General features: G+C 38.5%; 22 protein-coding genes and 1 tRNA gene. 11 read left to right on the forward strand and 12 right to left on the reverse strand.

The window, feature by feature from the left end; all coding sequences use genetic code 11:
- Positions 1-100: 100 nt before the first annotated feature.
- Positions 101-421, reverse strand: coding sequence for a met regulon transcriptional regulator MetJ (gene metJ, locus BTO22_RS00810; RefSeq protein WP_045101132.1), 321 nt, complete (start codon positions 419-421; stop codon positions 101-103).
- A 253-nt stretch (positions 422-674) separates the two neighbouring features.
- On the opposite strand from metJ, the gene BTO22_RS00815 reads away from it, so the two are divergent.
- From BTO22_RS00815 to BTO22_RS00845, 7 genes are all read left to right on the forward strand, one after another.
- Positions 675-1,841, forward strand: coding sequence for an O-succinylhomoserine (thiol)-lyase (locus tag BTO22_RS00815; protein ID WP_105053895.1), 1,167 nt, complete (start codon positions 675-677; stop codon positions 1,839-1,841).
- Positions 1,841-4,258 (forward strand): bifunctional aspartate kinase/homoserine dehydrogenase II, encoded by a 2,418-nt coding sequence (locus BTO22_RS00820; RefSeq protein WP_105053896.1) that lies wholly within the window; start codon positions 1,841-1,843, stop codon positions 4,256-4,258. Before BTO22_RS00815 ends, BTO22_RS00820 begins: the two co-directional genes overlap by 1 nt.
- A gap of 334 nt (positions 4,259-4,592) precedes the next feature.
- Positions 4,593-5,570: a transcriptional regulator LeuO gene (gene leuO / locus BTO22_RS00825; RefSeq protein WP_105053897.1), complete on the forward strand. Its 978-nt coding sequence runs from the start codon at positions 4,593-4,595 to the stop codon at positions 5,568-5,570.
- A 246-nt stretch (positions 5,571-5,816) separates the two neighbouring features.
- Positions 5,817-7,655 carry an AMP-dependent synthetase/ligase gene (locus BTO22_RS00830; RefSeq protein WP_105053898.1) on the forward strand — a complete coding sequence of 613 codons (1,839 nt, stop codon included), beginning with the start codon at positions 5,817-5,819 and terminating at the stop codon, positions 7,653-7,655.
- Positions 7,656-8,081: 426 nt separating this feature from the next.
- Entirely contained in the window at positions 8,082-9,803 is a 1,722-nt protein-coding gene (locus BTO22_RS00835; protein ID WP_105053899.1) for an acetolactate synthase 3 large subunit, read from the forward strand.
- A complete protein-coding gene (ilvN, locus tag BTO22_RS00840) occupies positions 9,803-10,297 on the forward strand; it encodes an acetolactate synthase small subunit (RefSeq protein ID WP_105053900.1) in 495 nt (164 codons plus the stop codon). The genes BTO22_RS00835 and ilvN overlap by 1 nt, the downstream gene beginning before the upstream one ends.
- Positions 10,298-10,435: 138 nt before the next feature.
- Entirely contained in the window at positions 10,436-12,331 is a 1,896-nt protein-coding gene (locus BTO22_RS00845) for a sensor domain-containing diguanylate cyclase (protein ID WP_105053901.1), read from the forward strand.
- Between the two features lie 414 nt (positions 12,332-12,745).
- Here the strand turns inward: BTO22_RS00845 and BTO22_RS00855 are convergent, their stop codons facing one another.
- The 5 genes from BTO22_RS00855 to BTO22_RS00875 all read right to left on the reverse strand — a co-directional run bounded on the left by BTO22_RS00855 (position 12,746) and on the right by BTO22_RS00875 (position 18,224).
- Positions 12,746-13,408, reverse strand: coding sequence for a GntR family transcriptional regulator (locus BTO22_RS00855; protein WP_105053903.1), 663 nt, complete (start codon positions 13,406-13,408; stop codon positions 12,746-12,748).
- A 185-nt stretch (positions 13,409-13,593) separates the two neighbouring features.
- Positions 13,594-15,006: a pyruvate kinase PykF gene (gene pykF, locus BTO22_RS00860; RefSeq protein WP_105053904.1), complete on the reverse strand. Its 1,413-nt coding sequence runs from the start codon at positions 15,004-15,006 to the stop codon at positions 13,594-13,596.
- A 387-nt stretch (positions 15,007-15,393) separates the two neighbouring features.
- Complete coding sequence (locus tag BTO22_RS00865) at positions 15,394-15,795, reverse strand: hypothetical protein (protein ID WP_105053905.1); 402 nt, start codon at positions 15,793-15,795, stop codon at positions 15,394-15,396.
- A 93-nt stretch (positions 15,796-15,888) separates the two neighbouring features.
- Positions 15,889-17,433, reverse strand: coding sequence for a long-chain-fatty-acid--CoA ligase (locus BTO22_RS00870; RefSeq protein ID WP_105053906.1), 1,545 nt, complete (start codon positions 17,431-17,433; stop codon positions 15,889-15,891).
- 176 nt (positions 17,434-17,609) lie between these two features.
- A complete protein-coding gene (locus BTO22_RS00875; RefSeq protein ID WP_105053907.1) occupies positions 17,610-18,224 on the reverse strand; it encodes a porin family protein in 615 nt (204 codons plus the stop codon).
- A gap of 188 nt (positions 18,225-18,412) precedes the next feature.
- Here BTO22_RS00875 and BTO22_RS19895 point away from each other — a divergent pair, with 188 nt between their 5' ends.
- A complete protein-coding gene (locus BTO22_RS19895; RefSeq protein WP_181044529.1) occupies positions 18,413-18,562 on the forward strand; it encodes a hypothetical protein in 150 nt (49 codons plus the stop codon).
- 49 nt (positions 18,563-18,611) lie between these two features.
- Here the strand turns inward: BTO22_RS19895 and BTO22_RS00880 are convergent.
- The 5 genes from BTO22_RS00880 to rpsU form a co-directional block, all read right to left on the reverse strand.
- Positions 18,612-18,687 (reverse strand) — tRNA-Ile (locus BTO22_RS00880).
- 155 nt (positions 18,688-18,842) lie between these two features.
- A complete protein-coding gene (rpoD, locus tag BTO22_RS00885) occupies positions 18,843-20,678 on the reverse strand; it encodes an RNA polymerase sigma factor RpoD (RefSeq protein ID WP_105053908.1) in 1,836 nt (611 codons plus the stop codon).
- Positions 20,679-20,776: 98 nt separating this feature from the next.
- A complete protein-coding gene (gene dnaG / locus BTO22_RS00890; protein ID WP_105053909.1) occupies positions 20,777-22,537 on the reverse strand; it encodes a DNA primase in 1,761 nt (586 codons plus the stop codon).
- Positions 22,538-22,611: 74 nt separating this feature from the next.
- A complete protein-coding gene (locus tag BTO22_RS00895; RefSeq protein ID WP_105053910.1) occupies positions 22,612-23,055 on the reverse strand; it encodes a GatB/YqeY domain-containing protein in 444 nt (147 codons plus the stop codon).
- Positions 23,056-23,081: 26 nt separating this feature from the next.
- Positions 23,082-23,297 (reverse strand): 30S ribosomal protein S21, encoded by a 216-nt coding sequence (gene rpsU, locus BTO22_RS00900; RefSeq protein ID WP_005421025.1) that lies wholly within the window; start codon positions 23,295-23,297, stop codon positions 23,082-23,084.
- A 227-nt stretch (positions 23,298-23,524) separates the two neighbouring features.
- Between rpsU and tsaD the strand changes: the two genes are divergently transcribed.
- Positions 23,525-24,544, forward strand: a complete 1,020-nt coding sequence (gene tsaD, locus BTO22_RS00905) for a tRNA (adenosine(37)-N6)-threonylcarbamoyltransferase complex transferase subunit TsaD (RefSeq protein ID WP_105053911.1) — start codon at positions 23,525-23,527, stop codon at positions 24,542-24,544.
- Between the two features lie 59 nt (positions 24,545-24,603).
- On the opposite strand, the gene plsY is transcribed toward tsaD, so the two are convergent.
- Positions 24,604-25,200 (reverse strand): glycerol-3-phosphate 1-O-acyltransferase PlsY, encoded by a 597-nt coding sequence (gene plsY, locus BTO22_RS00910; RefSeq protein WP_105053912.1) that lies wholly within the window; start codon positions 25,198-25,200, stop codon positions 24,604-24,606.
- Positions 25,201-25,345: 145 nt separating this feature from the next.
- Between plsY and folB the strand changes: the two genes are divergently transcribed.
- Entirely contained in the window at positions 25,346-25,699 is a 354-nt protein-coding gene (gene folB / locus BTO22_RS00915) for a bifunctional dihydroneopterin aldolase/7,8-dihydroneopterin epimerase (protein ID WP_105053913.1), read from the forward strand.
- The gene (gene folK, locus BTO22_RS00920) at positions 25,696-26,184 is read left to right on the forward strand and encodes a 2-amino-4-hydroxy-6-hydroxymethyldihydropteridine diphosphokinase (protein WP_105053914.1); all 489 of its coding nucleotides are present in this window, start codon (positions 25,696-25,698) and stop codon (positions 26,182-26,184) included. Before folB ends, folK begins: the two co-directional genes overlap by 4 nt.
- Positions 26,185-26,193 lie beyond the last annotated feature (9 nt).

Raw genomic sequence — 26,193 nt, forward strand, 5'->3', positions numbered from 1 at the left:
ATAAGTAGGGCACTGTGATTATTTAATAAGCAAATGGAAATGTAATCCTCCTAATTTGTTTAAAAGAAGGAGGAGACAGCAGGAGGAGATAAAGAGTTACTTACTCGTCATCAAATGCTTCGAATTCAATGCCCATTGCGGTCATTAATGCTTTAGCTTCTGCTGGAATATCATCAGGGCGATCTTTACGTAAGTCTTCATCTGTAGGTAAAGGTTGGCCTGTGTAAGCGTGAAGAAACGCTTCACATAATAATTCACTGTTTGTTGCGTGACGTAGGTTACTTACTTGGCGACGAGTACGCTCGTCGGTAAGGATTTGTAGTACCTTCGTTGGAATTGACACGGTAATTTTTTTTACCTGTTCACTTTTTTTACCATGCTCGGCATAAGGACTTAAATAGTCACCATTCCAATCAGCCATTGCTCACCTTCGTTCTGAATTATTGTTGTTTAAAATAGGATAGACTAATTCTAGCGATATTTACGGCTATAAGCAAAGATATATAGACGTCTAGAAGTATTGACGTCTCATTTTGTGATGGTAGAGTAGAAGAATATAACTTATGGATTAGATTATATCAGTCATCTTGAATGGAAGAGTAGAAAATTACTGCTTTATATCTCATTCAGGTAATTGGTATCAGACCACTGCCTAGCAGTTTGGAAGGGAAATTATGAGCGAGAGAAAACCTGCAACTATTGCTGTCCGTACCGGCATCGAAACTGACTCACAACATAACGCGGTTGTGCCTCCTATCTACTTATCTACCAATTATAGCTTTCCTGAGTTTGGTGATGTTCCTAAGTATGATTATGCTCGCTCAGGAAACCCAACTCGTACGCAACTCGAAACCACCTTATCTGATTTAGAGTGTGGTGCTGGGGCTGTCGTTACAAACTGCGGAACAGCTGCTCTTAACCTTATGGTATCGGCTTTACTTGGTCCGGATGATCTTATTGTGGCACCTCATGATTGTTATGGTGGTACTTATCGTTTGTTTAATACACGTGCGAACAAAGGTGATTTCCAAACTTTATTTGTTGACCAATCAAATACTGAAGCACTTGATGCAGCTCTTGCAAAAAAACCAAAACTTATCCTATTAGAGACGCCATCTAACCCATTGGTTCGAGTGGTGGATATTGCTGAAATTTGTCAAAAAGCAGCAAAAGTAGGGGCTTTGGTTGCGGTAGATAACACCTTCCTTTCTCCTGTACTACAACAACCTCTAACATTGGGTGCTGATTTTGTCCTTCATTCGACAACTAAATACATTAACGGTCACTCTGATGTGGTTGGTGGCGTATTGATAGCTAAAACTCAAGAGCACGCAGATGACTTTGCATGGTGGGGAAACTGTATTGGAGCTACGGGAACGGCTTTTGATAGCTACCTAACTTTACGTGGTATTCGTACGCTTGGTGCTCGTATGCGTGTACATGAAGAAAATGCGATGGAGGTACTTAAATGTCTCCAAGAGCAAGAGTTAGTTGGCACAATTTATCATCCAAGCTTACCTGAGCATCCAGGGCATGAGATTGCAAAGCGTCAGCAAGCAGGGTTTGGTGCTATGTTAAGTTTTGAGTTAAATGGTTCACTAGAGCAGCTTAAGGTCTTTGTAAAAGAGCTAAAATATTTCTCGTTAGCCGAATCTCTTGGTGGTGTAGAAAGTTTGATTGCACACCCTGGCACCATGACTCATCGAGCGATGTCAGATGAAGCACAAGCAGAAGCGGGATTAGCTCCAACACTGTTACGTATTTCTGTTGGGTTAGAAGACAGCCGCGATTTGATTGCGGATCTTAAGCAAGCCTTCCTTATCTCAGCTGAGGTGAAGTAATGACAGGATTAGTACCACGTCAGTTACATAAATTTGGAGGGAGTAGCCTTGCTGACCCTGAATGTTATCGCCGTGTTGCAACAATTTTAAAAGAGTATTCAAGCGATCATGACTTAGTGGTTGTTTCTGCTGCAGGTAACACGACTAACAGGATTTTAGAGTGGATTGATGGTTTATCAAAAGATGGTCGCTTAGCTCATGATGTCTTGGAGTCTTTACGTCAATATCAACAAGGTTTAATTTCAGACTTATTAACTCCTGAAAGTGCAGCGCCTTTACTTGATACTCTTCATGAAGAACTTATTGCTATTGGAAAATTACACGCGCCTTTAACGGACATCCAACAAGCCGACATTCTTGGTCATGGTGAAGTGTGGTCATCTCGATTACTTTCTGCTTATTTAAATCAAATTGATTTGCAAGCGGCACCTTTGGACTCTCGTTCTTTTTTAAGAGCTGAACGAGGATGTCAGCCAGAAATTGATCGCGCACTATCGTGGCCATTATTTAAAGAGCAAATGATTCAACATCCTCATGGTCGACTTGTTATTACCGGTTTTATGGCTCGTAATCAAAATGGTGAGACGGTATTGCTGGGCCGTAATGGTTCTGATTATTCAGCAACAATTATTGGTGCATTGACTGAAGTTTCTCGTGTAACTATCTGGAGTGATGTTGCTGGCGTATTCAGTGCCGATCCTCGTAAAGTAGAAGATGCTTGTTTATTGCCGTTGCTTCGTTTAGATGAAGCCAGTGAATTAGCTCGATTAGCCGCCCCTGTATTACATAGTCGAACACTACAACCTGTTGCTCAAAGTGCACTTGATTTAAGCTTGCGTTGCAGTTACCAACCTGAATCAGGCTCAACCCGTATCGAACGAGTATTGGCTTCTGGTCGTGGGGCTAAAATTGTTACTTCATTAGAAGATGTGTATTTAATTCAATTAGGTTTTGGGCGTGGGCAAGATTTTGAACGAGTGAAACAAGAAGTACTTTCTTTACTGACTCGCTCTCAGTTACAGCCTTTAGCATTAGAGGTTCAAGATGACCAATATACACTTTTATTGGCGTATACCTCTGAAGTCGTGAATGAAGCATTAGATGTTCTACAAAACTCTGCGGTACATGCTGAAATTAAATTGAAAGAAGGCTATTCAATGGTTGCGGCCGTTGGCGCAGGTGTTACTGGGAATGCCATTCATAGCCATGGTTTCTATCATCAATTAAAAAATTGCCCATTAGAGTTTGTATGTGAATCTGAGTCAGGGCTAAGTTTGGTTGCAATTTTACGTAAAGTAGATACAGCCTCGATCATTAACGCCATTCATACACATTTATTTCAAGCTCAAAAAAGAGTTGGGCTCGTGTTATGTGGGCATGGAAATATTGGCTCTCAATGGTTATCTCTTTTTACTGAGCAAAAACGTAACCTTGAGAAACGCCATGGTATGCAATTTTCATTGATTGGTGTAGTTGATCGTCATCGTCACTGGTTAGATTTTGATGGGTTAGACAGTGCATCAATTGTAGATAAATTTGATGATGAAGCTACCGCCTATGAGCACTTTGAATGGATAGAAAAAATTGGCGCAATTCAAGGATATGATGATGTTGTTGTATTAGATGTGACGGCAAGCCCTGAACTATCACAACAGTACACTAAAATTGCGGAGCAAGGCATACACCTTATTTCTGCGAATAAAGTTGCAGGTTCAGCACCAAGTCATGAATATCAAGCAGTGCTTGATGCGTTTACAAAAACAGGTCGTCATTGGCTATATAACGCGACTGTTGGTGCCGGTCTTCCAATTAACCACACAGTAAGAGATTTACGAGAAAGTGGTGATGAGATAGTCGCATTATCGGGTATATTTTCAGGTACCTTGTCATGGTTATTCCAACAGTATAATGGTGAGGTTCCATTTACCGAGTTAGTGGATCTTGCTTGGCAACAAGGATTAACAGAACCAGATCCAAGGCACGATCTTGATGGCTCTGATGTCATGAGAAAACTTGTCATTTTAGCTCGAGAGGCAGGATTGAAAATAGAACCAATTCAAGTAAAAGTAGAGTCTCTCGTTCCTGTAGAACTCAGAGAAGTGAGCTTGGATGAGTTCTTGGCAAAAGGTGAGTTAATTAATAATGAGTTACTTGAACGTTTAGAAAAAGCGCAAAGAGAACAAAAGGTATTACGTTATGTGGCACGCTTAAATAAAGATGGCTGCGCGACGGTAAGCATTGAAGCTCTGGTCGAGCATCATGCATTAGCTAACTTGTTACCATGTGATAATATTTTTGCAATTGAAAGTAAATGGTACCGTGATAATCCATTAGTTATTCGAGGGCCGGGTGCGGGAAGAGAGGTTACTGCTGGTGCTATTCAATCTGATTTAAATCGAATATCAGCGCTTTTTTAATCGAATTTTTTACCTGATATTTTGTGAAGCCATGCATACTTGCATGGCTTTTTTATTGACTTTGTAGGAAAAAACGTAATTGGAGTGCGTTTAGATTATTTTATGTTTTTCCTTAATTGATTGATTTGTAATTATAATTTAATCGTTAAACTAAATTAAGCATAAATTAAAATTAAAATACTTTCCATGCTATGGATTTTGTAAATCTATTCAGTGATGATAATTGAAGAATGGCTAATATATACAAGGTCAATATCTCGAAATAATAATAAAACTTGTAGCCATTTACTGTTATTTAATTTGAATAAAACTGCCCGATTGAGAGAGTCATCATATGAGTATATCAGAATCTACCCCAGAGCCAACGTCTATAATCAGTTCAGAACAAGTTTTACGTAGTGTCGATTTGAATCTATTGACGGTATTTGATGCTGTAATGCAAGAGCAAAACATTACAAGAGCAGCTCAAAACTTGGGAATGTCACAACCAGCAGTAAGTAATGCTGTTTCTCGTTTAAAGTTGATGTTTAATGATGAATTATTTATTCGTCATGGAAGAGGTATTCAGCCTACTCAACGAGCTCGTCAATTGTTTGCACCAATGCGTCAAGCATTGCAACTAGTTAAAAATGAACTGCCTAGTTCTACATTTGTTCCTGAAAGCTCAGGACGACAGTTTAAGCTATCAATTTGTAGTCCATCAGACATACGTTTTGCCCCACGTATTTTGAGAGATATTCAACAAAAAGCCCCTCATATTAGTTTAAAGCTATCTGGTGAATATGATCTCGATATAGCACAAAAATTGCGATATCAAGAAATAGATTTTGTTATTGATTACGTTCGTTTTGATGAACCGGGCTACATGAGTACTGAACTCTTTACAGATGAATTAGTGGTTGTTGCTTCAGTTAATCACCCTCGTATTCAAGGAACGATAACTAAAGATCAATTAGCAAACGAAAAACATGCTGTCCCTGCCCGTGTTGAAAATACTAAAGGGTTTGCTGATCACCTTTATATGGATTCACTGTATGAACAAGCTTATAAAGGCGCAAGTATCAGCAATGTTCTGTATGTTGTATCTCAATCAGATTTAATAACAGTAGCACCTAAATGGTTAGTTAACTCAATGCAGAATCGTGAGCAATTGATGGTATTGCCGCTGCCGATCGAATCAAAGAGCATTCGTGGTTACTTAAGTTGGCATGACTCATACCAAAAAGACAAAGGTCATATTTGGATGAGAGATCAATTGATGCTTATCTGTGGTGAGGAAGTCGTTGCTTCAAGCAAAGGTATGATGTTTTAAGCCATATTTCCACACTAAAAAATGAGATTAAGGCAACCTATAAAAGGTTGCCTTTTTTATTGGTATTCATACGATATAAACAGAATGTAGAGTTTAAATAATTATTTTGTTAATAGAGCTATCCTGAAATGGGTTTCACACAACAATACTTACATTTTATACAGAGAAACAGTTGCCTTTTTTACTGCCACTTGTACACTTTGTACAGATTATAGCTTACACCTGTAAGCCTAAAGGTGATTCGAGATGACTATTCAAAACCTACATATTGTAAAAGAGATCCGCAAACATATTGCTAATAAGCCTAATGATACTGCATTACGTGAACGTAAATGCGGTGCTTGGAGTGACACTCAGTGTTCTGCATGGAGTGATATCACTTGGGGCGAGTTTGGCCAACAAATGGATACTCTATCTTTGGCACTATTAGCTCATGGATTGAAAATACAAGAGAAAGTAGGGATCTTCTCCAATAATATGCCTCGCTGGACGGTTGCTGATTTTGCAACGATGCAACTACGTTCAGTTCCTGTTCCTATTTATCCAACAAATACACCTACACAAGCAGCTTATATCATTAATGATGCTGATATTCGTATTCTATTTGTTGGTGAGCAAGCGCAATATAATGCGGCTGTTGTTATTTTTGAGCAGTGTCCACTACTGACTCATATTGTTGCTTTGAGTGACGATATTGATTTGAATGATCATGAAGCGGGTGTTTCGTGGAATGATTTTATATCTAAAGCTGATGCGGTTAATCAAGATGAAGTTACTCATCGTCTTGAAAGTGCTGAAATGGATGATTTACTTACGTTAATTTATACCTCTGGTACGACTGGCGAGCCAAAAGGGGTAATGCTAGATTACGCTAATATCGGTTCCCAGCTAGCAGGGCATAACACGAATTTAGCACTAACAGAGAAAGATGTATCGTTATCTTTCCTGCCTCTCTCTCATGTGTTTGAGAGAGCTTGGACTTTTTATGTATTATACAAAGGTGCAGTAAACTGCTATTTGCCAAATACAAATCTAATCAAAGAAGCGCTAACAGAAGTGAAACCGACGGTAATGTGTGCGGTTCCTCGTTTCTATGAGAAAATCTTTTCAACAGTACATGAAAAAGTATCTCGTGCCCCTGCCCACCGTAAGGTGATGTTTACCTGGGCGGTAAACATGGGCGCTAAAATATCGGCGTGCAAGCAAGAAGGTCGTGAACCATCATGGGCTCTCAAGCAAGCTTATAAGGTAGCTGATAAACTAGTACTTTCTAAGTTGCGTATGATTTTAGGTGGGCATATTAATTTCATGCCTTGTGGTGGCGCTAAATTAGATGCAACGATCGGTCGCTTTTTTCATGCTCTTGGCGTTAACGTCAAACTGGGTTATGGCATGACAGAGACCACTGCCACTATTTCATGTTGGGAAGATGGTAAGTTTCATCCAGACTCCATCGGTACATTAATGCCAGGTGCTGAAGTTAAAATTGGTGAAAAAAATGAGATCCTAGTTCGTGGCCCTATGGTTATGAAGGGGTATTATAATAAACTAGAAGAAACAGCACTGAACTTTACTGAGGATGGCTTTTTAAAAACAGGCGATGCTGGTGAATTTGATGCGGCTGGTAACTTATATATTACCGATCGTATTAAAGAGTTGATGAAAACCTCTGGTGGTAAATACATCGCTCCGCAAGTGATTGAAGGGGCGATTGGTAAAGACCACTTTATTGAGCAGATTGCGGTTATTGCAGATACCCGAAAATTCGTATCGGCTTTGATTGTTCCTTGCTATGACGCATTGGAAGAATACGCAAAAGAGCTAAATATTGCTTATCATGACCGCATGGATTTAGTTAAGAATAGCGAAATTGTTGAGATGCTAGAAAAGCGTGTTGCGAACTTACAAAAAGAGTTAGCTCGCTTTGAGCAAGTGAAAAAGTTCACTTTATTATCTAAAGCGTTCTCTATGGACAAAGGTGAACTAACACCAACTCAAAAATTACGTCGTAAAGTTATTAGTGAACGTTACCAAGACGAAATTGATGACATGTATGATGAAAAGAAAGAGAGAAAAGAGAAGTAATTTTTCTTTTTCATTCTCATATTAGAATATATAAACCAGTCTTTTTAGACTGGTTTTTTTATGCCTTTAAAGTGGGGTGGATGAAAATGATCACTACCTTACAGCTAACAATTTATTATCTTTCATTTTTTAGTCAATATTAGCGGTTCATTCTTTATTTGTTATTGTGTGTAAGTGTAAGTCACTGCTTTATCTCTTAAAGCTGAAGGTATCATCGATTTAAAGAAATCCCCTCTAGACCAAGGTGCTAATAAAAGGTTAAAGTTGTTTCGTGATGTTGGTTTTTGTTATTAATAACGTACATCTACATAGGATTTTAATCTGATTAATGTCGGTTTAGGCTAAAAATAAGCCCTAACTATGTAAACCAATAATTTATCGATAATTCATGTCGTTAATTTAAAGGTTTTATGTCTGGAGATAAATATGGAAATGTTATCTGGCGCAGAGATGATTGTACAATCTCTGATTGATGAAGGTGTTGAACACATATTTGGCTACCCTGGTGGCTCAGTGTTGGATATTTATGATGCACTACACATGAAAGCTGATGATATTCAGCATGTGTTAGTAAGGCATGAGCAAGCAGCGACACACATGGCTGATGGATTTGCTAGAGCAACGGGTAAGCCTGGTGTGGTTTTAGTTTGTTCAGGCCCAGGAGCAACAAATACGATTACTGGAATAGCAACCGCCTATATGGATTCTATCCCGATGATTGTGCTTTCTGGAAACGTACCAAATAACATGATTGGCACCGATGCCTTTCAAGAGTGTGACATGGTAGGGGTTTCTCGCCCGATAGTGAAACATAGCTTTTTAGTTAGAAAAGCCGAAGACATTCCTGAAATTATAAAAAAAGCATTTTATATTGCTTCAACAGGCCGTCCTGGTCCTGTTGTTATTGATATCCCTAAAGATGTCATGAGCCCTGCATTTAAATTCCCTTATCAGTATCCTACGTCAATGTCATTACGAGCTTATAATCCAACGACAACAGGACATAAAGGGCAGATTAAAAAAGGCCTTAAAACTCTCTTAGCTGCGAAAAAACCAGTGCTATATATTGGTGGTGGAGCGGTTATCTCATCAGCTGAGCAACACGTTATTAAATTAGCCGAAGCACTTAATTTACCTGTAGTTAGCACGCTTATGGGCTTGGGTGCTTTTCCTGGTACTCATAAAAATGCATTAGGTATGCTAGGTATGCACGGTACCTATGAAGCCAATATGGCAATGCACAACGCTGATCTAATTTTTGGTGTCGGAGTGCGCTTTGATGATAGAACAACCAATAATTTAGAAAAATATTGTCCTGATGCCACTATCATGCATATTGATATCGACCCTTCATCTATTTCTAAAAATGTTCGAGTTGATGTACCTATTGTTGGTTCGGCAGAGGTCGTTTTAGAGTCGATGCTGAAATTGCTTGTTGAGCAAGGTGGAAGTAATGATGAGGCAGATTTAAAACAATGGTGGAAAGAAATTTCAGTATGGCAAGATAAAAAATGCTTATCTTACGAAACCTCACCTGACCGTATTAAGCCTCAACAAGTTATTGAAACCTTACATCGGCTAACGAATGGTGATGCTTATGTCGCGTCTGATGTTGGTCAGCATCAAATGTTTGCTGCGTTATATTACCCATTTAATAAACCACGTCGTTGGATTAACTCTGGTGGCCTTGGCACCATGGGATTTGGCTTACCAGCAGCATTAGGTGTGAAGTTTACTCATCCTGATGAAGTGGTTGTGTGTGTCACTGGTGATGGCAGTATTCAGATGAACATTCAAGAGCTATCAACAGCATTGCAATACGATATTCCAGTTAAAATTATCAACTTAAATAACCGTTTCTTAGGCATGGTTAAGCAATGGCAAGATATCATCTATCAAGGTCGTCACTCTAATTCTTACATGAGTTCAGTACCTGATTTTGCTGCGATTGCAGAAGCATATGGCCATGTTGGGATCCGTATTAATCATCCAGATGAACTTGAGTCAGGGTTAGAAAAAGCATTATCATTAAAAGACCGCTTGGTGTTTGTTGATATAAATGTTGATGAAACAGAACATGTTTATCCAATGCAAATTAAAGGCGAAGCAATGGATAAAATGTGGTTAAGCAAAACGGAGAGAACCTAATGAGACATATAATTTCACTATTATTAGAGAATGAATCAGGTTCTTTATCACGAGTTGTAGGGCTATTTTCACAGCGTGGTTACAATATTGAGTCATTAACCGTATCTCCGACAGAAGACCCTACTTTGTCACGCTTAAATATTACAACAGCAAGTGATGCTATGGAGTTAGAGCAAATTCAAAAGCAACTGCATAAACTTATTGATGTGATTAAAGTTCAAGAAGTGACTGAGACTGAGCATGTTGAACGAGAACTATTACTTGTTAAAGTGAAAGCTAGTGGGTTTGCAAGAGCAGAAGTTAAACGTACGGCTGATATTTTCCGAGGTCAGATAGTTGATGTGACAAGCTCACTATATACGATTCAGTTAGCTGGTACTTCTGAAAAACTCGACGCGTTTATTACTGCAGTATCAGAAGTAACAGAAGTGGTTGAAGTAGCGCGAAGTGGTGTTGTCGGTATTGCTCGTGGAGATAAATCATTAAGGGTGTAATATTTACTTACACTTGGATTTGGTTTCTTTATAAATTAGGCCCTCCTTTATAGGAGGGCCTAATTGTTAATCATATCAAATAAATATAAAATTCGAGTCGGTAAGTGTGTTGGTAAGTAAAATAAGGGAAATTCGGTAATGCGTAATAAGAAGATTAAGATTGTCGCGTATTCGATTTTTGTGTACTTAGTTCTATCATTATTAACCTCTCTTTACTTATACAATGACTTTCAAAAGCAGAAAAAGATCGCGATTGAGCAAATTCAAAATGAATCGACTCGGCAGCTAGCTTATACTCATCATGAGTATAAGGAGCTTTCTATACGCATAGCTAATACATTGGACTTATTATCGAATAGCCGTCCTTTGTATGACTACTTTTTATATCCTTCAATGAGAGTAAAACAAGCGGTAGAGTCATCTTGGCTTCGCTTAGTTTTAGCCGAAAAATTCTTTTATAAATTAGAACTTATTGATAATAAAGGCGTTCGCCAATTCTCTTTTATCTATAATGAAAATGACGACGATGCTATTAAGGTCATTAAGGATCAATCTTTAATTAATAGTAATGACTTAGAGAAATTATCTGAATTAGATGAAGGCTCTATTTTTTCAGAGGGTATCACTCTTAATCAGGATTTGGCCAAATCTGGTGTTTATGAACCCATGATGAAGCTCGCGATACCTATTGATGTTTTTGGTTTGAGAAAAGGCTATGTACTTGCAGAGCTGAATGACACAAGCATTATTAATGTCATTCGTTTTTCACCAACCCTTAGTATCTCCCCATCAATGGTTAATCAAGGCGGTTATTACCTTTTAACTGATAACTTAAACCAAGTATTTGGACATTTAGTTAAGGGACGCGAGGCTGAAACACTCAAAGCTAAAAAGCCAGAACTTTGGAATTTAATGGTTAATGATAAAATAGGGAGTGTATACCTTAACGGCAATATTTATTCTTTCTATCAGTTTTCGATAACGGTTAATAGACCAAATGAAAAAGCGTATTTTTTACTCGATTATCCGAAAAAAGAATTAGATGCAGTTTTTTATACTATTCAATTAGAGATTATAGAAGAAGCGAGTTTGTTATTTCTTTTATTGGGTTTGATTGTTATCCCATTTGGCGTGTTACTTACACTATGGGATAAATCGAATTTAGAAAGCCAGCTAGCAAAGTCAGCTCTTGAAGGAATGTCAGCGGTTGTAATCACCGACAAGCACCAACGAATAATTAAGGTGAATAGCGCATTTACGTCAATTAGTGGTTTTAGTAGTTTAGAGGCGATTGGAAAAACGACCTTTGATGTCTTGAATTCCAATAGTGAGGAATTTCAAAAACGGATTAATAATTGGAAAACTGTGCATGACTTAGGGGCATGGGAAGGTGAAATTGAAGTGCTCAGCAAATCGGGGGAGGAGTTGAGTTTGCTTGTTAGAATAAGGGTTGTAAAAAAGAAAGCGAAAGAAATCCAATATTATATTATTTCTTATATTGATATAAGTAAGCGTAAAGCGTTAGAAAAAGAATTGCGTTATTTAAGTGAGAAAGACAGCTTGTCTGATTGTTGGAATCGCCGAAAGTTTGAATTTGAATTAGAAAATCAAACATTATTAACTGACCGTTATTATCCCGCACATCAATGCTGTTTGGCGATTCTTGATATTGACTGGTTTAAACGAATTAATGACACGCAAGGGCATGACGTTGGAGATAAGGTCATTAAACTTGTTGCCGATGTTTTAAAGCAAAGCAGCAGAGAGACTGATTTTGTTGCTCGCATTGGAGGTGAAGAATTCGCGATTATCATGCCTCATACCGAGTTAAAAAGTGCTGAAATGGTGATAAACCGCCTTCGAGTTGCGATTTCTCAACTGGATGAGTATCAAGTAACGATCAGTGGGGGACTTACTGATATAGGTCTTTCTCATCGAAATGCATATAAATGTGCAGATATTGCACTGTATGAATCAAAGGCAAATGGTCGAAATACAATTTCTATATGCACTAATGTAGATGATTTGGCTTAGCTGCCTTCTTATTCCAATGAGGTATTTTATTCTGATTTCTTTGTAACTATCTGATTTACTAATTATCAAGGTTAAGGGTGTTAGACTAAAGTCTAGGGTTGTCTATACTTATTCTTACGGATTAACAGGCCTAAAGTAGGACGCGATTGCATTAAAAGGAAGATACTAGCAGGCTAATGATAGTGTGAGGCCTTTATGTTTACGGATTTTTTAGTACGACTCACGGTAGGAAGCTTGGCCATTTTGGGATTTAAATTGAGTGCTATTTATTTCTTATTAATGGTATTACTGATAGGAACTCACAATAAAGAGTTTTTTGGTTGGTAAGAAAACTAAAACCAGACGATAGTGTCTGGTTTTCTATATCTGTACTTGTTTGTGTGATTATTTGGTCAGCCAGTGTGAGTTGAAGTATTAAGCCTCAAAGGAACCGGATAAGAGGTCCATTGTTTTTATATAATGTTTTTCTAGCAATTCAACAGCCTGCTCTGAGTTACGAGATAATGCGAGTTTCATGATGGTTTCATGCTCTTCTAGATATTCAATATGCACTTTTTTATCTGTATTATAATTACTTTGAAGATGGCGATAACGTTTAATTTGATTGGTTAGTTCTTGATGGAATTGATACATGATAGGAGCATTAGCTCCCTCAAGAAGTGCAGAGTGAAAAGCTGAGTATCGCTCTTCTCGTTCTTGAATACCTTCAGGCGTGATCTCTTCTCTATTTATTTTTGTTAATTTATGGAAGTTAGTTAGGATATTTAATTCCCATGCTTCATTTCCATTTGTGATTGCTTTCTTTAATAAAATATTTCCAATAACCTGCAAGCCTTCAAATAATTCTTTTAATTCTTCTTGTGAAATAGATGCGACCCAACAGCCTTTTTGAGGTTCAAGCTTTACGTATTTATTCCAAGATAATTGTACAAGAGCTTCACGAATTGGAGATGCACCAACGCAGTAGCGTTCCTTCAGTTCGGAAACAACCAATTTTTGACCAGGGTTTAATTTGCCAGTAAGAATATCTTGGTAAATCATTTTTGACACTTTATCAGTCAGGGTTGGGCTAGACACTTGTCACTCTCTATATAAATAATCATGCAAAAAAAGGTTTGAATGATCAATGATCACTATATACCAGTTATCGTCCTGTTGTGTAGTATAGCGTCTTGTATATGTCGTGCAATAAAAACTTATAAAAAAAGAGGGCGTAAGCCCTCTTTTTATTTAGCATTGTAAAATATTATAGTTTCAGAGAATTATAATACGTGTACAGATGCTGTGTTTGTTGTGCCTGATGGTACTAGAGCACCAGAAACCATAACAACGATATCGCCTTTAGCGCCAATACCAGACTCAAGAGCTAGCTCTTTACCACGTAGGTAGAACGCATCAGTACTGTCGATAGCATCAACAACCATTGGAGTAATACCTTTAGAAAGACAAAGCTGTGCAGCCGTCTTAGTATTAGTCGTTACTGCGATGATTTTTGCTGTTGGGAAGTATTTACGGATAGAGCGAGCAGATTTACCTGCTTCAGTAGCTACTACGATTACAGGGGCATTCAGTTTTTCTGCTGTGTCTACAGCGCCTTTACATACCGCTTCAGTGATACGTAGACGAGGGCTGTCTAGGCGAGAACCTAGTTCTGCTTTTAGTGCTGAATCTGTACGAGCACAGATTTGAGCCATGATAGTTACTGCTTCAACTGGGTATTTACCTTTAGCAGACTCACCAGAAAGCATTACTGCATCTGTACCATCCATGATTGCATTCGCAACGTCGCCCGCTTCAGCACGAGTTGGACGTGGATTTTTGATCATAGAATCAAGCATTTGAGTTGCTGTGATTACAACTTTACGTGCACGGTTACATTTCTCGATCATCATCTTTTGAGCGAAGATTACTTCTTCAACTGGGATTTCAACACCAAGATCGCCACGAGCAACCATGATACCGTCAGAAGCTTCTAGAATTGAATCGAAGTTATCAACGCCTTCTTGGTTTTCAATTTTAGAGATGATTTGAATGCTTTCGCCGCCATTAGCAACAAGTAATTCACGGATTTCTTTAACGTCTTCTTCTTTACGGATGAAAGAGGCAGCAACGAAATCAACACCTTGCTCACAACCAAACTTAAGGTCAGCTTTATCTTTTTCAGAAAGAGCTGGAAGTTTAACTGAAACGCCAGGAAGGTTAACACCTTTGTTTTCGCCTAGGTCACCGCTGTTAAGAACTTTACACTTAACTTCAGTTTCAGTTGTAGCTACAACTTCCATTTCAATTAGGCCATCATCAACAAGGATGATATTACCCACTTCAAGATCTTTTGCAAAACCTGGGTAAGTAACAGCAACAACGTCTTTGTTACCAACAACAGAAATATCAGTTGTGAATGTGAAGTCTTGGCCTGCAACTAGAGTAACGTCATCGCCGTTTTCTAGTTTGATAGTGCGGATTTCAGGACCCTTAGTATCAAGAAGAATAGCAAGTTGCTTGCCAGTATTTTCCATCACTTGACGTACGTTATCAATACGTTGACCGTGCTCTGCGAAATCGCCGTGTGAGAAGTTAAGGCGCATTACGTTCATGCCAGCATTTGCAAGTTCAGTTAGTTTTTCTACTGACTCAGTTTTTGGGCCAATCGTACATACGATTTTGGTCTTTTTCATGTGAGAAATCTCTCCAGATGAGTATATTTAAAATGATAAACGCAGTAATGCTCAGTCTAATGATATGAGATGTTGATAAATTACAACAAATTTCATTCTCATAACCTTTATGACTAAGCATATAAATTTAATAATTGCCTGTAGTTTAGACCGAAAAGAGTAATGGATTATTGATTCAGGTAAACAATTTGCACTTTAATTACAATATTAAAAACAAATTTACATTACTCAACATCGTTTCGATCAGATCTTTTCTGTAATTTTCTATCGCTTTTGGTGCAAATTCTAACAGTAAAATAGATGAAGATCACTTTCTTGTTTTAAGGATCTTTGCTAAATATTTATTTTATAGTTCGAAATAAAAAAGGCACATAGAGTGCCTTTATATTATTGATTTTCAATTGGTTGATATGCTTTAAGTTTTTGCATTCCTTTGGCTAATTTAACAAACCAAGCGCCAATAGCTAAGAATGAAATGATTGCCCCAATAACTGGAATTGCAGAATAAACTTTATCAAGAATAGAGCTATGTACCCAATATTCTAATCCAGCAACCATACCACTCATTGTTGCAGCGCTAACGGCAAGAACAACAAAAAATGTAAGGAAAAGGAAGAAGCTCTTGATAATAGAGTAGTAATGACTATCAACAACATCATCGTTCGTTCCTTTATTCATTTGGTATCCAGCATAAATAATCGCAATAATGCCTGAAACCATTAGTGTTACTGGCGTTAATAGGCTCGCAATATAAGCAAACCAGATGCCTTTATCTGTTTTATTTGACATGGTAGTTATCCAATCATGAAGTTGTAGCACAAGTATATACCTATTTTTTATATGGGAATATACCTGTGATGGATGAGTCGAGAGAGTTGAAGGTTACACTTTTAACATGCGTTTTAAAATTTTACCGGTAGCTGTCATTGGTAAAGCTTCAACAATATCTAGATGTTTAGGGCACTTATAATCAGCTAAATACTGTTTACTCCACTTTATAAGATCTTTTTCTGAGACCAAATGACCTTCTTTAAGAATGATAAAGGCTTTTACTTCTTCACCAAAACGAGGATGTTCAACACCAATTACGGCAACAAGGTGAACTGAAGGGTGCTTCATATACACTTCTTCTACTTCGCGTGGGTAGACATTATAACCACCACTAATAATGAGCTCCTTTAAACGGTCCACAACATAAATATAGCCTTCGTCATCAAAACGTACGATGTCACCGGTGTGTAACCAACCATCAATAATGGTTTTTGCTGTTTCTTGTGGTTTTTTATAATAGCCTTTCATTACGTTATGACCACGAATGACAAGTTCGCCTTCTTGCCCTGTAGAGACTTCATGACCATTCTTATCAACGACCTTCATCGTAACGCCTGGTAAGGGTTGGCCTATGCTTCCCGGTTTTCTTTCAAATTCTAAATGGTTAAACGCCGCTACAGGCGATGATTCTGATAGACCATAACCTTCGATGACTGGAACTTGTAGCTTGTCTTCGAACTGCTTAAGAACTTCAACTGGCATTGAGGCTCCGCCTGAGATTGCAACTTTAAGAGTTTGTGCTATTTCCTTGAGATAATCCCCTTTGTGTTTCTCTGCGTAAGCAAGTAAACCAATAAACATTGTAGGAACGCCGGCAAGATGCGTTACTTTATGCTCATGCATTTGTTGAAGGACTGTTTTAGGAACAAAGCGAGAAATAAGAATAAGTGCGCTACCTGCTAAAACTGAGGTATTCATGATCAAGGATTGACCAAAAGTGTGAAATAGGGGAAGTATCGCAATACTAACATCCGTTCCCTTTTGGTTTGTTAATGACTGACAGGCTTGCGCATTACATAGCATATTACTTTGGCTTAACTCTGCGCCTTTTGCCGCACCAGTTGTACCAGAAGTGTATAGAATGACACAACTGTCTTGGGCAGTTCGATACACTGCATCAAAGGTTTCTCTGCCCGTTTTTAACCACTGATTAAAAGAGTGTGCTGCAACTGGTTTTTGAGATTCAATGGTTTCAATTAAAATAAAGTGTTCACAGAAATCTGCTTTTTCATATCCTTCATAGCCAAACTTCCCGATAGGCATTGCATCAGAGCCTTGGTATGAGATCAGGGCAACAGCGTCGGAGTCTTTTAAGTGATAGGCGACTTCGTCACTTTTTAACATAACATTGAGTGGAACGACGACCGCACCTATTTTTTGTATAGCATAGTAAGCAATAACAAATTCAGGAGTGTTTGGGCATGATAGAGCAACTTTCTCATTTGGCTGTATGTTTAGTTGAGTTAGATGATCAGCAATCGCATTTACTTTTTTATTCAGCTCGGCATAGGTAATTTTTACATCGTGGAAAATTAACGCGATATTATTAGGACGAAATGTAGCGTTACGTTCGAGATTGGTAGCAAGATTGTACATATATAACCTTTGTTAGTTTTTGTTGTGTGTTATATCGAGAAGTAATGTTTATCTGGATGGATTAAGTGTATATCAAGGAAAAGAAAAAAATAGAGAGGGTAAAGGTGATTTCTTGTTTTTATTATCAATAAGAGCAGTAATTGAACCTCCAACCACTGCTTTATGTATAAAATATACTAGAATTTATACGATGCGCCAATATACAGAGAGTCTAGAGCGTATAAGTTTGTTTCTGTTGTAAAACCATTTTGAATGTCAACATAATCAACAGCATACATATCCATCTCATAAGCTGCTCGAAGCTGGACTCCTTTTAGAGATACGGGGGTATATTCAACACCAAAACCAAACTTAAAGGCCGCGCCATTATCATCACTAAGATATTCTTTATTCTGTTTTAAATCTAAATTAGACATCCCAACAAGACCAAACGGACGGATACCATTATCAAAAGTGTAGCCTAAATTAGCAGCAAGAGATATTGAGGTTGGTTCCATAGAGTAGCCATCGACTTTTGCTTTTACTTTTCCATAGTTGGTGTAAGTCCCCTCAATCCCTACTATCTTATTGAACTGATAACCAAGGTAGACTTTTGTTGTATTTCCATCTGCTTTTGCTTCTATTTTATTATTACTATAGCCCCAAGAGTCTTCTTCAGAATAACCAAATGAACCAAAGCCAGCACCAACATAAAAACCACTAATTTTAGGATTCTGTGTAGGAACGTGTTCATTGGCTATGACACAAGAAGATGTAGAAAGAAGTAATAGCGAGATGCCTAATTTTTTCATCGATTATTCCTTAATCAAATAGGTTATTGCTCTGAGTATAGGTAGCTTTATCAAATATCCAAAAAAGGAATGGTTAATAGTGAGATATTGATAGTGCAATTGGTTCTTTGATAGAGGAAAAGGCTATTTTCCAATTAAAAAATGATGAGGGATAATTATCTATTCGATGAACTCAAGGATTAGAGAAGATGAATAAAAAAGGAATACTCGTTTTTTTTATTATTCTTATTGTTGTTGCGGTATTTACTTCTGGATTAATGAGGGCAACGATTGAATTATCATTATTCTTACTTTTGATGGGCTATGTATTAATAATTAAAAGAAAACAGAAAGAGTAGAAAAGCAAAAAGGCTGATAAATAATTAACTTATCAGCCTTTTCTAAATTTGGTGGCCCCTCCCAGATTTGAACTGGGGACCGAACGATTATGAGTCGTGCGCTCTAACCACTGAGCTAAGGGGCCTTTGTAGGTGGTTGATTATAGGGGAAGATGAAAAGGGTGTCTAGAGAGAAGGTGTTTGGTTTTTAATCAGTTAGTTAAAAAAGTGACTTTAGATCGAAAAAAGGTGAGCCTAAGCCCACCTTTTTGATTCTATTGATGAATAATAGTGAGAGCTATTACTCGTCTAAGAAGCTACGTAATACTTCTGAGCGGCTAGGGTGACGTAATTTACGTAATGCCTTAGCTTCGATTTGACGAATACGTTCACGTGTTACGTCAAATTGTTTACCTACTTCTTCTAGAGTATGGTCAGTATTCATATCAATACCAAAACGCATACGCAGTACTTTTGCTTCACGAGGTGTTAAACCAGCAAGAACATCGTTGGTTGCAAATTTCAAGCTTGTTGAAGTTGCAGAATCAACTGGAAGTTCAAGGGTATTATCCTCGATGAAATCACCTAGGTGCGAATCTTCATCATCACCGATAGGTGTTTCCATTGAAATAGGCTCTTTAGCGATTTTCAGAACCTTACGGATCTTGTCTTCAGGCATTTGCATGCGTTCAGCAAGTTCTTCAGGTAATGGCTCACGGCCCATTTCTTGTAGCATTTGACGTGAAATACGATTCAGTTTGTTGATCGTTTCAATCATGTGCACAGGAATACGGATAGTACGTGCTTGGTCGGCAATTGAGCGAGTGATAGCTTGACGGATCCACCATGTCGCATAAGTTGAGAACTTATAACCACGACGGTATTCAAACTTATCAACGGCTTTCATTAGACCAATATTACCTTCTTGGATTAGATCCAAGAATTGTAGGCCACGGTTGGTGTATTTTTTCGCAATTGAAATAACAAGACGTAAGTTAGCTTCAACCATTTCTTTTTTCGCACGACGAGCTTTCGCTTCACCGATAGACATACGACGGCTGATGTCTTTAATATTTACAACAGGCAAACCTGTTTCTTTTTCAATGCTGTCAATTTTTTTGATTGAACGACGAATATCATCCTCGTAGCGCTTTAGGCGCTCAACGTATGGTTTGTCAGATGCGATGATTTCGTTGAACCATTCGTCAGAAGATTCATTACCAGAGAAGAGTGAAATGAATGATTTTTTAGGCATTTTTCCGTATTCAACACACATACGCATAATTAAACGTTCTTGTGTACGAACACGATCCATGCTGCCACGCATTTCACGAACAAGGTAATCAAACTGCTTAGGAATAAGTTTGAACTCACGGAAAACATTAGTTAATTCGCCAATAGCTTCACGTGCCTTTGCGTTATCACGGCCATGCTCTTCAAAAGCAAGTTGCATGTTGTGGTAAGAAGTACGAAGTTCAGTGAATTTCTCCAAAGCAAGCTCTGGATCAATACCTACATCTTCTTCTTCCTCGTCCTCATCATCTTCAGCTTCTTCATCTTCAAGGTCTGATTCACTCAGTTCTGAACCGATATGTGTTGCTGTTGGTGCTGCAGAACCATCATCATTAGGATCAACAAAACCAGAAATGATGTCAGTAAGTCGAATTTCTTCGGCTTGAACTTTATCAAACTGTTCTAATAGGTATGAAATTGCGCCTGGGAATTCAGCAACAGAACACTGAACTTCATTGATGCCTTCTTCAATACGTTTAGCGATGTCGATTTCGCCTTCACGAGTAAGAAGTTCAACGGTACCCATTTCACGCATGTACATACGAACCGGATCCGTTGTACGGCCAATTTCACTTTCTACACTTGATAGTGCGGCTGCAGCGGCTTCTGCTGCATCTTCATCAGTTACGGCATCATCATCATTCAATGACATATCATCAGCATCAGGTGCGGTTTCTACCACTTTGATACCCATGTCATTGATCATTTGGATAATATCTTCAACCTGCTCAGAATCTACAATTTCTTCTGGTAGGTGATCGTTAACTTCTGCGTAGGTCAGATAGCCTTGTTCCTTGCCTTTGATTACAAGTAATTTTAGCTGTGACTGCGGATTTTGATCCATAGACGGTATCCTACTTCTGGTCTGTGTGAAGGAATTAGTATGCGAAATGCAAACTACTAATAATAACAAATTTTTTCATTGATGACGATGCTGGGATTCTATGCTTTTAGTTCTAGCATTAAGGCTAGTAGCTCCCGCTTTTCTTCGGCTGATAAGCCAAGTGTTCTTTCTTTCGTCTGCAAACTTTCAATTTGTTGATTGATGCACTGGGCCAAAATATTGTCCAGCGAATCCATAAATAAATCTTGTATGTTGTCTTGGTCGATAGGAAGTTCCCATGCGGCCAAGCGTGATAATAATTTTTCATTTTTATCACCGCGCCAATATTCTAATAATTGGCCTGTAGTGATATGGGGGTTATGTCGACAATTTTCAAGTAATTGAAGAAATAAACTTAATCCAGGGAGGGGAATGTCTTTTACACTCTCTAAATCTGGAACCAATTGAGCTAAATTTGGGTTTTGTAATAATAATGTAATTACTTCACGCATTGCTGTGCGTTTAATTTCTGGCTGAGCCTTGCGCTTTGTTTCTGGAGCGCCTTGTTTAGATATTAGTTGTTGTAATTGGCTTTCATCCATAATTCCAAGCGTTTTGCCAAGTTGCTCACGTAAATAAAGACGTAATGTGCCACCAGGAACTTTATCAATCAAAGGAACCGCTAAAGTTGTTAGTTTTGCTTTCCCTTCGCGACTACTGGTATCTATTTGATCAACCAAACTTCTAAACATAAAATTAATTAAAGAATCAGCTTGAGCGACTTCTTGTTCAAATGCTTCTTTACCATGTTGACGAATATAAGTATCAGGATCTTCGCCATCAGGTAAAAACATGAACTTTAATTGGCGTCCGTCATTTAAGTATGGCAAAGCTTGTTCCATTGCGCGCCATGCTGCTTCTCGACCTGCTCGGTCGCCGTCATAACAACAGACCACAGTACTGGTTTGACGAAACAGCAATTGCATGTGATCGCCAGTTGTTGCTGTACCTAGAGAGGCAACAGCATAATCAATGCCAAATTGAGCAAGGGCAACGACGTCCATATAGCCTTCAACCACTAATGCTTGTGGTAATTCTTTATAAGCTTGTAGTGCTTCATATAAACCATAAAGTTCTTTTCCTTTATGGAAAATAGGTGTTTCTGGTGAGTTTAAATATTTGGGAGTGCCTTCACCAATTACACGACCACCAAATCCAATAACACGCCCTCGGCGATCTCGAATTGGAAACATAACTCGACCACGGAAACGGTCGTAACGACGGCCATTATCGCTTTCAATTAACATCCCACCGCTGACTAATGCGTCTTGTGATGTTTTGTCTCTACCAAAGTTGTTTTTCACTAACTCCCATTCATCAGCAATATAACCGATACCAAACTTCTGAACTATTTCGCCAGAAAGTCCTCGATCCTTAAGATAGTTGATTGCGTGAATATTTGCTGCGGATTTTAATTGAGAGCAATAAAATTGACTGATGCCACCCATCAAATCATATAAGCTTCGTTTTTGTTCTGAGTTTGCTGTTGGGCCAGAGGGAGCATTGAAACCACTGCGTTGTTCACGTGGTACTTCAAGACTAAGCATTGAAGCAAGCTCTTCAATTGCTTCAACAAATTCTAAGCGGTCAAACTCCATGAGGAAATCAATGGCGTTACCATGAACCCCACAGCCAAAGCAGTGGTAAAATTGTTTTTCTTGGCTAACAGAAAAAGAAGGGGATTTTTCGTTATGGAATGGACAACAAGCACCGTAGTTTTTCCCTTGTTTTTTCAGTTTTACTCTTGCGTCAATGATATCGACAATGTCATGTCGATTTAAAAGCTCATCAATAAAACTGCGAGGGATATGTCCTGCCATTTTTTCTTTTCCTGTAAATACAAACAAGCCGTGCGATCAAAGATAGCACGGCTTGTTTTATAAATAGAGTACTATTAAGCCAGTTTAGATTTAACTAGTTGGCTTACTTTACCCATGTCAGCGCGGCCTTGGATTTGAGGTTTTAACACGCCCATCACCTTGCCCATATCTTGCATTCCTGCAGCACCTGATTCAATAATTGCTTTGTCTAATAACTCGGCAACTTCTTCATCGGTAAGTGCTTGCGGCATAAAATCATCAAGTACTGAAATTTCAGCACTCTCTTTATCTGCAAGATCATCACGACCAGCGGCAGTAAACTGCGATACTGAATCACGACGTTGTTTAACCATCTTCGTTAAAACAGCAATGATTTCATCGTCAGACAAAGTTGTATGACCGTCGATTTCACGTTGTTTAATTTCCGATAAAGCTAAACGAATTGTGCCAAGGCGTAATTTATCCTTGGCTTTCATCGCTAACTTTTGCTCGTCTTTGAGTTTTTCAATTAGAGCCATAACTTAGTCCTAAATTAGGTAAGTTATTAGTACAGGCGAACGCGACGTGCGTTTTCGCGAGACAACTTCTTAGCGTGACGCTTTTGAGCTGCTGCTTTAGCGCGTTTACGTACTGTAGTAGGTTTTTCGTAATGCTCACGACGGCGAACTTCAGAAAGAATACCTGCTTTTTCGCAAGAGCGCTTGAAACGACGTAGTGCAACGTCGAACGGTTCGTTTTCACGTACTTTAACTACTGGCATATGCCTTTCACCTCAGGTGTTAGTCAATTCGCTGGTAGTTATAATTAACCAGCTATTATTCAAATTGGTGCCGAATTTTAATCCGATCAAGACGTTTTGTAAAGCATTCTTGATTAAGAATTGAGTAATTTCTTTGTTTATTTTGTCTTCTCTAGTCATCAGGTCGCTTGAGCTAGCTTAGGGATGTAGGTAATATGGCGATAAATTAACGGGTAACTGAGAAAAATATGCGAATTTTAGGTATTGAAACCTCGTGTGATGAAACGGGTGTAGCTATTTATGATGACGAAAAAGGGCTACTGGCTCATCAGCTGTATAGTCAAGTAAAATTGCACGCAGATTATGGTGGTGTTGTACCTGAATTGGCCTCTCGTGACCATGTTAAAAAGACAATCCCCCTAATTCAAGCAGCATTAAATGATGCAGGCATGACTAAAGATGATATCGATGGTATCGCTTATACCGCAGGTCCTGGTTTGGTGGGCGCGTTATTAGTTGGTTCAACTATCGGTCGTAGTATCGCGTATGCATGGGATGTCCCAGCCATTCCTGTTCACCACATGGAAGGGCACTTACTTGCTCCAATGCTTGAAGATGAGCCACCAGCATTTCCGTTTGTAGCACTACTTGTGTCAGGCGGTCATACAATGATGGTTGAAGTAAAAGGCATTGGTGAATACCAAATTCTTGGTGAATCTGTTGACGATGCAGCTGGTGAAGCGTTTGATAAAACGGCTAAATTAATGGGGTTGGATTATCCTGGTGGTCCTTTGCTTTCAAAATTAGCAGAGAGTGGCATAAAAGGAAGATTTAAATTTCCTCGTCCCATGACTGATCGTCCTGGTTTAGATTTTAGTTTCTCTGGCCTAAAAACATTTGCGGCAAATACCATTCGTGCAAATGATGATGATTTACAAACTCGCGCTGACATTGCGTTTGCTTTCCAAGAAGCCGTTGCTGATACTTTAGCGATTAAGTGTCGTAGAGCATTAAAACAAACAGGCATGAAACGTCTGGTTATGGCTGGTGGTGTGAGTGCGAATACCTATTTACGCCAAGAGCTTGAAGTGATGATGAAGAAAGTTGGTGGCGAGGTATTTTACCCTCGAACTGAATTTTGTACCGATAATGGTGCCATGATTGCTTATGCAGGTATGCAGCGTCTGAAAAATGGTGAGACAACTGACTTAGCGGTTCAAGCGAAGCCGCGTTGGCCGATAGATCAGCTAAAACCTATTGCTAAATAGTACAGATCAAAAAAGATCGTTAATGATCTTTTAGACTTTAATATATAGAGGGGACTTAATTAGTCCCTTTTTCTTTGCCAAATTTTTGTTTCTTTTCCTGCAAAAAAACGTCGAATATTTTCATGGTGTTTTAAAACAATTAAGCAAGAAAGCATGGCAACTGGTAAGGTGTATTGAGGTTTTACAAGCCAAGTAAATAAAGGGGCAAGTAGAGCGGTGACCATTGACGCTAATGACGAATACCCAGTAACTAATACTGTGACGATCCAGCAACCAAATAACATTCCTGTTAAATCGAGTCCAATTGGGGCAAGTGCACCTAGTGCGGTTGCAACCCCTTTCCCACCTTTAAAATGAAAAAATAATGGATACATGTGACCTAAACAGGCTGAAATAGCAATAATACCTAGAATGAAAGGGTTAATTTCAAGAAAGTAGCCGCCCCATACCGGTAGCATCCCTTTTAAAATATCACATAGAAGAACCAAGCCTGCTGCGCCCTTTCCTCCCAAGCGAAGAACATTAGTTGCTCCTGGATTATGAGAGCCAGAAGTTCTTGGGTCTGGCAAGCCTTTTAATCGACATATTAAAACCGCACTAGAGATCGATCCTAGGAGATAGGCGATGATGATCATAATTAGTGCAAGAGGGGTCATGAATGAGCCTTTATTTAAGCGATCAAGAGCGATCAGAAATCATTTTTATAGTATATTGCTCAGCACATCGAGCAAAGTAATATTAATATTACGTTGTTTTTCTTTTGATGGGTATCCGACCTCTTAATAAAAAGTGTGATCAAAGATGGATTTAGTATTTATAAAACAACTTGAAGTTATTACAACCATTGGTGTTTATGAGTGGGAACAAGGCATTAAACAAAAGCTCGTATTAGATATTGATATGGCTCACGACAATAAACCAGCGGCAGATTCAGATGATGTTGAGCATTGCTTAAACTATGCTGAGGTGAGTGAAGCGGTAACAGAACATATTCAACAAGGGCGTTTTCTTTTGGTTGAACGCGTAGCTGAAGAAATTGCCAATCTGATTATGGCTCGTTTTTCAGTGCCTTGGGTTCGAATTCATTTATCTAAGCCTGGTGCTGTCGTTAATGCACATAGTGTAGGTGTTGTGATTGAGCGAGGAAGTAAATGATCACAACCTATATTGGTGTTGGCTCCAATATTTCTCCTGAAAAAAATGTAAAAAGAGCCATTGATGAATTACATCAACTTGGTGAAGTAACAAAAGTGTCAACAGTGTATGAAGCCGAACCTGTGGGGTTTTCTGGTCATAATTTTTTCAATTTAGTTGTTGAGCTAAAGGTTAATCACTCATTGAGTGAGCTTGGTGCTTTATTGCGTGCTATTGAAATTAAATGGGGTAGAGAGCCTGATGCAAAAAAGAATCAAGATAGAACTCTTGATCTTGATATCTTACTGTATGGTGACATCGTTTCAGCATCAGATCCCACATTACCTAGAGAGGATCTTTTTAAGTTCGCTTTTGCTATTTTGCCGATGGTAGAGCTGAACCCTGATCTTATTGTCCCTAATACTGAGAAAACGATCAGTCAAATATGGGCTGGTTTTTCACACAGCCAATCACTTAAACCCGTTTTAGTTAACTTAAATTTTTAATGGAATATC

It is taken from the genome of Aliivibrio sifiae (assembly GCF_002954705.1).
Lineage (GTDB): Bacteria > Pseudomonadota > Gammaproteobacteria > Enterobacterales > Vibrionaceae > Aliivibrio > Aliivibrio sifiae_A.

What these genes read in the sequence shown, in the direction of transcription:
- metJ (WP_045101132.1), bottom strand. Translation starts at nt 421, where the DNA reads ATGGCTGATTGGAATGGTGACTATTTAAGTCCTTATGCCGAGCATGGT.
- BTO22_RS00815 (WP_105053895.1), top strand. Translation starts at nt 675, where the DNA reads ATGAGCGAGAGAAAACCTGCAACTATTGCTGTCCGTACCGGCATCGAA.
- BTO22_RS00820 (WP_105053896.1), top strand. Translation starts at nt 1,841, where the DNA reads ATGACAGGATTAGTACCACGTCAGTTACATAAATTTGGAGGGAGTAGC.
- leuO (WP_105053897.1), top strand. Translation starts at nt 4,593, where the DNA reads ATGAGTATATCAGAATCTACCCCAGAGCCAACGTCTATAATCAGTTCA.
- BTO22_RS00830 (WP_105053898.1), top strand. Translation starts at nt 5,817, where the DNA reads ATGACTATTCAAAACCTACATATTGTAAAAGAGATCCGCAAACATATT.
- BTO22_RS00835 (WP_105053899.1), top strand. Translation starts at nt 8,082, where the DNA reads ATGGAAATGTTATCTGGCGCAGAGATGATTGTACAATCTCTGATTGAT.
- ilvN (WP_105053900.1), top strand. Translation starts at nt 9,803, where the DNA reads ATGAGACATATAATTTCACTATTATTAGAGAATGAATCAGGTTCTTTA.
- BTO22_RS00845 (WP_105053901.1), top strand. Translation starts at nt 10,436, where the DNA reads ATGCGTAATAAGAAGATTAAGATTGTCGCGTATTCGATTTTTGTGTAC.
- pykF (WP_105053904.1), bottom strand. Translation starts at nt 15,006, where the DNA reads ATGAAAAAGACCAAAATCGTATGTACGATTGGCCCAAAAACTGAGTCA.
- BTO22_RS00865 (WP_105053905.1), bottom strand. Translation starts at nt 15,795, where the DNA reads ATGTCAAATAAAACAGATAAAGGCATCTGGTTTGCTTATATTGCGAGC.
- BTO22_RS00870 (WP_105053906.1), bottom strand. Translation starts at nt 17,433, where the DNA reads ATGTACAATCTTGCTACCAATCTCGAACGTAACGCTACATTTCGTCCT.
- BTO22_RS00875 (WP_105053907.1), bottom strand. Translation starts at nt 18,224, where the DNA reads ATGAAAAAATTAGGCATCTCGCTATTACTTCTTTCTACATCTTCTTGT.
- BTO22_RS19895 (WP_181044529.1), top strand. Translation starts at nt 18,413, where the DNA reads ATGAATAAAAAAGGAATACTCGTTTTTTTTATTATTCTTATTGTTGTT.
- rpoD (WP_105053908.1), bottom strand. Translation starts at nt 20,678, where the DNA reads ATGGATCAAAATCCGCAGTCACAGCTAAAATTACTTGTAATCAAAGGC.
- dnaG (WP_105053909.1), bottom strand. Translation starts at nt 22,537, where the DNA reads ATGGCAGGACATATCCCTCGCAGTTTTATTGATGAGCTTTTAAATCGA.
- BTO22_RS00895 (WP_105053910.1), bottom strand. Translation starts at nt 23,055, where the DNA reads ATGGCTCTAATTGAAAAACTCAAAGACGAGCAAAAGTTAGCGATGAAA.
- rpsU (WP_005421025.1), bottom strand. Translation starts at nt 23,297, where the DNA reads ATGCCAGTAGTTAAAGTACGTGAAAACGAACCGTTCGACGTTGCACTA.
- tsaD (WP_105053911.1), top strand. Translation starts at nt 23,525, where the DNA reads ATGCGAATTTTAGGTATTGAAACCTCGTGTGATGAAACGGGTGTAGCT.
- plsY (WP_105053912.1), bottom strand. Translation starts at nt 25,200, where the DNA reads ATGACCCCTCTTGCACTAATTATGATCATCATCGCCTATCTCCTAGGA.
- folB (WP_105053913.1), top strand. Translation starts at nt 25,346, where the DNA reads ATGGATTTAGTATTTATAAAACAACTTGAAGTTATTACAACCATTGGT.
- folK (WP_105053914.1), top strand. Translation starts at nt 25,696, where the DNA reads ATGATCACAACCTATATTGGTGTTGGCTCCAATATTTCTCCTGAAAAA.